The organism is Methylobacterium sp. A54F (assembly GCF_053346035.1).
This window is the reverse complement of the sequence record NZ_JBKFBF010000200.1, coordinates 1-287: the sequence shown is the minus strand read 5'-3', so window position 1 is coordinate 287 and position 287 is coordinate 1. Positions and strand designations below refer to the sequence as shown.

At 77.0% G+C, this 287-nt stretch carries 1 pseudogene; it reads left to right on the top strand.

From position 1 onward, the window contains the following. Positions 1-287 (top strand): annotated as a pseudogene (locus ACLBXP_RS25955) (alpha/beta fold hydrolase); the annotation flags it as partial.

Here is a 287-nt window from a genome sequence, read left to right as displayed (position 1 = left end):
GCCGCCCTCTGCCTGGTGGGCGCCCCGGCCCACGCGCAGGACGCCTCCGCCGAGCCGCTCGGCATCGCGCTCGAGGGCTTCGCCTACCCGTACCCGGTCCGCACCCTCGACCTGACCCGCGACGGCGAGGCCCAGCGCCTCGCCTACATGGACGTGGCGCCGTCCGGGCCCGCCAACGGCCGCACCGTGCTGCTCCTGCACGGCCGCAACTTCCCGTCGAGCTACTGGCAGCCCGTCATCGAGGCCCTGACCGGGGGCGGGGACCCCGCGGTGGGACCGGACCAGGG